General features: G+C 57.3%; 6 protein-coding genes and 1 pseudogene. All 7 read left to right on the top strand.

The features are described 5' to 3' along the window. A pseudogene (locus N5D48_RS25200) lies at positions 1–733 on the top strand (type VI secretion system tip protein VgrG); the annotation flags it as partial. Next, positions 730–1,668 carry a DUF4123 domain-containing protein gene (locus N5D48_RS25195; RefSeq protein WP_279888778.1) on the top strand — a complete coding sequence of 313 codons (939 nt, stop codon included), beginning with the start codon at positions 730–732 and terminating at the stop codon, positions 1,666–1,668. The pseudogene N5D48_RS25200 and the gene N5D48_RS25195, both read left to right, overlap by 4 nt. After that, complete coding sequence (locus N5D48_RS25190) at positions 1,661–4,609, top strand: T6SS effector BTH_I2691 family protein (RefSeq protein ID WP_279888776.1); 2,949 nt, start codon at positions 1,661–1,663, stop codon at positions 4,607–4,609. The genes N5D48_RS25195 and N5D48_RS25190 overlap by 8 nt, the downstream gene beginning before the upstream one ends. A 2-nt stretch (positions 4,610–4,611) precedes the next feature. Continuing rightward, entirely contained in the window at positions 4,612–5,505 is an 894-nt protein-coding gene (locus N5D48_RS25185; protein WP_279888774.1) for a hypothetical protein, read from the top strand. Next, complete coding sequence (locus N5D48_RS25180; protein ID WP_279888772.1) at positions 5,502–5,759, top strand: PAAR domain-containing protein; 258 nt, start codon at positions 5,502–5,504, stop codon at positions 5,757–5,759. Before N5D48_RS25185 ends, N5D48_RS25180 begins: the two co-directional genes overlap by 4 nt. A 13-nt stretch (positions 5,760–5,772) precedes the next feature. Beyond that, the gene (locus tag N5D48_RS25175) at positions 5,773–7,254 is read left to right on the top strand and encodes an oxidoreductase (protein WP_279888771.1); all 1,482 of its coding nucleotides are present in this window, start codon (positions 5,773–5,775) and stop codon (positions 7,252–7,254) included. Continuing rightward, on the top strand, positions 7,251–7,750 hold a 500-nt coding region (locus N5D48_RS26210; protein ID WP_347881637.1), incomplete at its 3' end, for a DUF6708 domain-containing protein. The genes N5D48_RS25175 and N5D48_RS26210, both read left to right, overlap by 4 nt.

Below are 7,750 nucleotides of genomic sequence, written 5' to 3'. Positions count from 1 at the left end.
GCTGCCACCGTACGACCTGCCCGAGCACAAGACGCGCATGACCATCAAGAGCCAGACCCACAAGGGCGATGGCTTCAACGAGCTGAGGTTCGAGGATGAGCTGGGCAAGGAGGAAGTGTTCATCCATGCCCAGCGGGATCAGAACAATGTGGTCAAGCACGATGAGACCACGCGCATCGGCAACGACCGCACGGAGCGGGTCGAACGCGATGAAACGATCACCATCGGACATGATCGCCACGAGACCGTGGGCAACGACGAGCAGATAACCATCGGCCAGGACAAGTTCGTCGAGGTAGGTCGCAACCAGACATTCAACATCGGCAAGGATCGCCTGGAAACCATTGGCAACCACCGCCAGGATCGCATCACGGCCAACCATTCGATAACGATCGGCGGCAACCTTGAGCAACGGGTCGAAGGGCATGCCGAGCTAGAGGCGAAGCTGGAGATCCGCAGACGCACACGCCTTTACGAGCTAAAAGCTGGCGAAGCGGTTGTACTACGAGGGCCAGGTGGTTCCATTCGGATCGACGACTCGGGTATCACCCTGGACAGCCCAACCATCCATATCAAAGGTGTGCTTCAGAAAGCAGCAGGTGGTACGACCAATCCATTCGCCATCAGCAGCGCCCCAGTCACTGGCAAGCCACTGGAGCGCCAGTGTGGGCGACGCCCCGACGGTACCTGCGACCTGCCCGACTGCCGCTGCCTTGGGGAGGCGGGCCAATGAGCGACGCATCATCGCCGTACACCCTCCACAACGATCCTGCCAACACGCTGCCGAGAGACGGATACCGCTTTTTGCTGCTGATAACCAGCGATCTCGAATACTGGGCTTATCGACCAGCTTCATCCGAGTTCCCATTGCGCCCAGCCTACGCACCCTCGGTACTGGACCTCGTCAGCGAAGTCACCGGTCAGGTACCTCACGCCTGGTTATGGAAACGCAGTGCCTTGGACGACGACCATGAATATGGCCCCTTGCTGGTGGACGTATCCGAAACACCTGAACTGATGCGGCATGCCGTGTCTTGCTGGATGCCTGCCGGAGGCGCTATCGCTCTGGATGCGCAAGTCAGCCTCACCGTTTTGTCAGACCATTTCACCAGCATGGTGCAACTCACGCTCGCGGACCGGAGTACAGCCACTCATCATCTCAAGCCCGACCACCTTACGGCCTGGCTGGGTGCCTTGAGCGACGATCAGCGGGACGTGTGGCTTGGCCCAATATCCCGCTTGGCATGGCGAGTCAATTGGGGGCCTGCGCACGAATGGAAACAACTTGAACGCCCCCCAACGCCTGCACGTTCACGGCAAGCTCCCCCCCTCGCCCTCCAACAACCTGAACTGGCACGGCTACAAGTCGGCATGCGCGAACACTTCGTGCTCAGCCTGACCCACGAAGTATTGGCCATGCCGCAGCATGCCGCGCATGAAGTGTCCGACATTCGCCATTGGATCGAAACCCTGTTGTCGCAACTGGAAAGACTCAATTTCTGCGATGAGGAGGTCGCCGGCCAGTTCGTTCGCCTGATGGCCGGACATCTATGGCTGATGAGCGATGCCCAGGCCGTGGACATCTACACCAACCTCGACGAATCACCTCAAGGACGCCTCCACCAACTGGAGGCGTTGCTCCTCAGCCAGGACGCCCCCCATGACTAGCACCCCCTTCAACAGCGCCACCTCCGGCCCGGCCTGCAGCCCACGGGTGCCCATCCTGCCCTTGCGCTATGCCGTCGTGCCACGCCTCGGTGACGCACAGCCCATTCGCTACGCCGATGCCGGCTTCGACCTCGAGCGAGGCTTCCCCACGCTGCAACACTCCAGCTACACCCTACGGGCCCTGCGCCCCGGCTATGTCTATGTCTTCATGAAAGGCACTCGTGGGGAAAAACTGGTCATTCACGAATACGATGGCGAAGGCGGCTACAAGGAATTGCGCTACCGCGGACTGTCGCACTACCAGCGCCGTGATGCCTATCTGTCCAACCAGACCCTGGGCTGGGTCTGGGCCGATACCGGCGAGGCACATGCCAAAGAAGTCTGGATCGGCTACAGCCCACACCTGTGGAGCAATGCCATGACCGCCCGCCTAGGCCGCTCGCTGGCCTTGCGCAAGCGCCATATGCGCCCATTGCAAATGGCCGAGCTGATCAGCGCTGAGCCAGGCCCCTCCTCCCAGCCCCATGTACTGCCCGTCAGCGCCCTGCAAACCTGGGTCGAAGATTTCAAGCCGAGCGAGCGGCGCATGTCTCTCGACTGGAGCAGCCACCCTGTGACCGGCATGCTGTCCTTTGGCAGCCTGAGCGCCATGGACCGGCACTACCCTCACACCCAACCCCGGATTCCAGCGGTGATCGTGCTCAGCGATGCAGAGGGCCTGGCCTTGGACCTGAGCCTGTCCGTATCGGCCTACCAACACCAACTGCGCGACCTGATCCCCGCCGAGCCACTCGAGCACACCCGGCCTGCCCAAGGCACGGAGCAACAAGGCGTGCCGACCTGCTACCGGCTGGACGCCGAGCGCTTGAGCAGGCAGAGCCAGGACTTTCACCACCGCAACCTGGTGGCCATGCTGCTGAACAAGACGCTGGAAAGCCTGTACCCGGCAGATGCGCCGCCCGTATCACAGTCCAACGCCGAGGCCCGCTACCGCGCGCTCACCGATGAACGTCACTCGCCCATGGGCGCGCGCTTGGCGCAACGCATCGACACCGCCCGCTACTTCTCCTTTCTCGCTGAGCGCGATGCCTTGGACCGGCGCATCGGCGCCTTGCAGGATCTGGCCTTGCAGGCCAGCGGCGATCACGACATCTGGCTCGCCACCGCCCAGGCCCAGCATCTCGACGACCCGTACAGCCTCGCCGCCGCACTGTCGTGCTATGACCGCGATGACCCGACCTCGGCCCGAGGGCTGGAAATATCCCTGGCCTTGATGATTCACGCCATGGGCCAGCCGGCACCAGGCACCGAAGACCGCGACCCGCGCCTCAAGCGCCTCGAGCAATGGCTGGACCATCACGACAGCCCGCTGTATGCGGCCCTCGCACCGTTCAATCCGTTCAAGGAAAAGGCCGATGCCGTCGGTAACGTGCTGGGGGGCAGCGACACGGTCATCCAAGGCCTGGTGGGCCGCTTTCCCGCCACCGCCGGCATCACCGACCTCACCGCCCAATCCGTCACCACCGTGGTGCTCAAGCGCATGCGCGGCCAGACCCGCTGGGACGCCAGCCATACCCTGCGCCAACAGGTAATGCAGGCGGCGCGGGAGGCCAATGCGCAGAAGGCCCTGGGCTTGCTGGAGGCGCGCTATGGCATCACCGATCAGGCCGTGCGGGAGAACCCGTTCAGCCAGGAAGTGGAGCGCTATCTGAAAAACGGCATGGCACAGGTGGAGGAAATGAAACAGCTGCGCGTCACCGGCAATCGCACGGTGGCGGTGGAATTGACCACCACGGTGCGCGCGAAACCGAACTTCGCCGGGGTACTGACTGCTGGAGGCGGCGCCTCACTCAATGCCGGGATGTTGTGGTTCAACGTGATTGCACTGAAGGCGGCCTACAACAGCCTGCAGAAGAGTGATGCAGCGGAATACACCACGGGGTTCGCCGCCTCGATCTTCGGCGTTATCGGCGCGGCGTCGGCGACATTGGTCAGTGCGCGGGCGGCACAGAAGGCGGTGGTGATGCGGTTGAGTTCGGCTGCACCGGGGATGGCGTTTGGTAATGGTGTTATTGGATTCTTGAATAGTCACCTTTTCGCACGTTTAGCTGGGTACCCAGTGATAGTGTTTGGCCTCTTTTCTGACGGTTTTAAAGCACAGCGCCAAATTGACAACGGCGACCCAACTGCAGCCCGATATACGATTGCCGGCGGAGTAAGTATGGCTTTAGGCTCAGCCATCGTCCTGGAAGCTGGGCTCGCTGTTGCGGGCGTTACGTCAGTAGTACCCTTTGCCGGATGGGCGGCGGCTGCGCTTGTGCTCGTCGGAGCAACAATTATTGCAGGTGGCGTTTATCTTCACAGCAAGTCACGTGAGCGGATTCACAGCCCAATTGAGCTATGGACCGCACGGAGCATCTTTGGCAATCGCATCAACGATGGCGAGGTCCACCCTGACATAACTCTGGACTTCGAAAATAAACTTCCGAAGTTCCCCTCACTGCCAGAGGAAATCAAAGCCTGGAACAATGAACATTATGGAGCAAAATTATTATCAGCAGAGCAAGCTCATTCACTCGGCATCGACAGCGTCGATTCCAAATGGCATCAAAGTAATCGCTGGACCTCACCAAACTGGACATCTATCACGCACAACGAGACTTCCACAACCCAATCAACTGCTGAGTTCACAGTACTTCTACCGAGTTTCATAGTTGGAGCCAGCGAATGGTCAGGAAGCTTAAGCAGCCTGCACAAAAACGGCGGAATGAGCGTATTCCCAATCTCGCCCACTGGCCACATCGTAGGCCCTGGTCTAGTTCTGCACTTCAAAAACGCACTAACCAATCAAAACCATGCTCTACTGCATCTGGCCTACTCCCCCAATCAAGGTCTGGACGAAAGCAGCATACTCCATTCAATCTTCCGTCTCGAGCACTGATTATGTCAACCATCTGGATATTTAACTCAAACTCACATTCAGGGTACAAACCTGCAATTGGCGGACAGCTAGTATTTTTATCCAAGAACACTGTATGCCTACGAAACCCTTGGGTGACAGACTCTGTATTCATGGCAAAACTGTACTGCGCAGCCATTATATTATTAATGGCAGGACTCTATCCTTTCTTGTTTTCCAGCAGGGCCTGGAATCCATACACGTTCGACCCCATACTAATTACCGGAATAGCATTAACACCCTTGGTTTTTCTTCCATTTCTAATATATCGAATATACTTCATAAGAAACCTATCAAATTTTTTCCTCAACCGCTCAACAAAAAATATATTTTATAAACGAATAAAAAAACTTATCGTTTTTGAGTGGAGCAACACTGGAGGGGGTATTTTCAAGCGCACAGAGTATGGCGGTGCTTCCTTCAGCACCGGTTATGCGCTTGCCTTCGCTCCCAGCAGAAAAGACGGCAGCTTTCACCAAAAAGACTGCCTCTGGATCGACAGCAACAAGCCAACCGAGTCGGATATCCAGTCTGTCGCCGAAGTCTGGGAGTACCTGCGCTACTTCATGGACCACGGTCCAGACAAACTCCCTCCCCCTGACGAACCCAACTGGTGGCACAGGCCGCTCCACGCCATCTGCCTGACCCCAGCTGAGGCTTGGCGCCACTACGCCCCCTGGCGCACTGGCGAACCCGGTGAAATGCAGGGCAAAAAGAACTGGCAACTACCGTTCTGGGCCGTGCTGTTCCCCTACAACTTTACCCTCGCCATCTGCTGGTACGTCATCTGCCGCCTGTTCAACGTCCGCGCCGCCCCTGCGCCAGCCGAAGCCTTCGAAGAGGCACCTGCCAAGCCCGTCAGGAGAAAGCGCAAATGAAACCCATCGTCCTGGTCGGCCACCGCCACAGCTGCCCGCTCCATGGCGAAGGCACGGTGGAAACCGGCGCCAGCGCCACCTTCGTCGACGGCAAGGCGGTCGCGCGCGTGGGTGACCAGATCAGTTGCGGCGCAGTCATCGGGACCGGTGCGCACTGCACGATCATCGAAGGTCAACCGGCGGCGAGAGAGGGAGATACGACCAGCCATGGTGGCATCCTCATCGAAGGCGATGCCGGCTGGCTGATCGAATAGCGGCCCCCCTCTCATGCCTGCCGAACTAGTACCTTTTCGACAAAACCAGTCATGTCTGATCGACGAACAGGAAGCCAATCTGATTCCGGTGAGCATCTGGGTCGAAGGCACGGCCGATGCCTTGCAGGAGCGGCTGTTCAGCGAGACACAGGCGGGTGTCGATGGATTGGGCCACGCCGCGCAGGCGGGACTGGTCGATATCTCGGTCGCCGTCGGCACGCTGGATGCCAATGCCCGCAAGCTGCTGCAGGGCGTCAGGGTCAGCTCGGCCCAGGCCGCCCAGCTGGTGCGGACCAGCTTCACCGGCCTGCGCGGCGTGGCGGGCAGCTGGGAGCTGCTGCTGGCCCTGGGCGGCTTGTACCTGATGAACGACAGCCTGGAGAAAAACCTGCAGCGCGCCGAAGCGGAGATTGGCGCGAAGTCCACGGAAGCCCTGCTGGCCTTGCACGGGGCGCGGATGGCGCTGTTGGGCGGGGGCATCGAGGCGCTGGGGCTGATCATTCGCGCCAGTTCAAGTCAGATCGCGGCTCATGTGCCGATGGGGGGCACAGGTGCGGCGAGGGTGCAGAACTCGATAGGTATGGGCAGGGCGGTCATGAGAATTGGTGCCGTTCTTGGAGCCGTCGCAGGGATTTACGATATAGGGCAATCCGGGCTGGCTATAAAACGAAACTTTGCCGCACGTGAAGACACAGCAGTCCTTGCTCACCTCGCAGCGGGCGTTCTCTATGGCTTCGCTGGCTTTTATTCAATTGCCGCCGTATTCACGCCATTAATTTTTGGCCCTCTTGGTTTGGCTATTGTTCTTGGCATGGCTGCATACGGCGCCACGAAGTTCGCTACGGCACAAGAATCAACACCACTGGAACTGTGGACTAAGCGTTGTTATTTCGGACTAGGCAACGAAACACCCTCTATCCACTGGAATACTCCAGAATATAGTGATATTGCTTTTGCCGAACTCAACGCTGCTACATTGGGCATGGTCGCCGAGCTAAAATTTGAAGCACAAAAAATGGATCACACCACTAGAGCCAAAACTGGAAATCCAGCCATACTAATAACAAATGAACGCATTAAATATCGCATACTACTACCAAATTTCGACAGGACAATATCTGCATACGCGTGGAATCTAAAGATCTCTAGCTCCCACAAACACACAGCCGACAACACATCAAAAACAATAGCAAGTGGAGAATACCAAACCCCTTCACATTTCGAAAAGTCAATCACCACCGCCAAAAACATTGAAAGCGACCAAACACCAAAAGTTACAGAAACATACACAACACACCAGGAAATCAGCAAACTAGAATTCACCTCCACTATGAAGCAAGAATACTTTATCGAGGAAATAGCCGGATTTATAACACCAACCAAACACACGAACGTGTACAGCCTTAAGTCACTAACACTGACTGTTAGCTACTGGCCTGACCGAGGCATCCCTGATGCCTTCGCTGAAGTAACCATAGAAAGAAAAGCTCAATGAAAAACGCTGATAACCATCTGCCCCGCCATGCACCTGGCTGGAAGTACGACCTGCCAGATCCGAACAGCCCATCTTCACTAGATAAAAGTACAAGCGCAATGCGAACGCCTCCTAGCTACACATGTTCAGAATATCTCGAGTTAAGTAGATCAACATTCGCCATTCGAGGCATCTTCTGGATCGGTGGAGGCTTGACTCTCCTCATCACAGCCCCATGGATATACCTCTTCTTCCACATATCGCTGACTCTTGCCACAATCAGTATGTGGCCAAGTCTCATCGGCCTAATTATATTCGTCGCTGTATACTGGACATTAATTCCATTCCTACGCATTGACCTTGAACTCCCACGAAACGAGCCCATTCGTTTCAATCGGCTACGGCGCAAGGTCTACTTCTACCAATATAGATATGACCGTATTCGAATCTTCAGCCGCAGTCGCTGGGGCGTCAAACCGGTTGCCTATGACTGGGACGACCTGATCGCCGAAGCCTG

The sequence above is a fragment of the Pseudomonas sp. GD03858 genome, from assembly GCF_029840925.1.
GTDB lineage: Bacteria > Pseudomonadota > Gammaproteobacteria > Pseudomonadales > Pseudomonadaceae > Aquipseudomonas.
This window is presented reverse-complemented; position numbering and strand designations above follow the sequence as displayed.

Bases quoted from the DNA above. Each gene is read 5' to 3' on its own strand.
- N5D48_RS25180 (WP_279888772.1), top strand. From the start codon at position 5,502: ATGAAACCCATCGTCCTGGTCGGCCACCGCCACAGCTGCCCGCTCCAT.
- N5D48_RS25195 (WP_279888778.1), top strand. From the start codon at position 730: ATGAGCGACGCATCATCGCCGTACACCCTCCACAACGATCCTGCCAAC.
- N5D48_RS25190 (WP_279888776.1), top strand. From the start codon at position 1,661: ATGACTAGCACCCCCTTCAACAGCGCCACCTCCGGCCCGGCCTGCAGC.
- N5D48_RS25185 (WP_279888774.1), top strand. From the start codon at position 4,612: ATGTCAACCATCTGGATATTTAACTCAAACTCACATTCAGGGTACAAA.
- N5D48_RS25175 (WP_279888771.1), top strand. From the start codon at position 5,773: ATGCCTGCCGAACTAGTACCTTTTCGACAAAACCAGTCATGTCTGATC.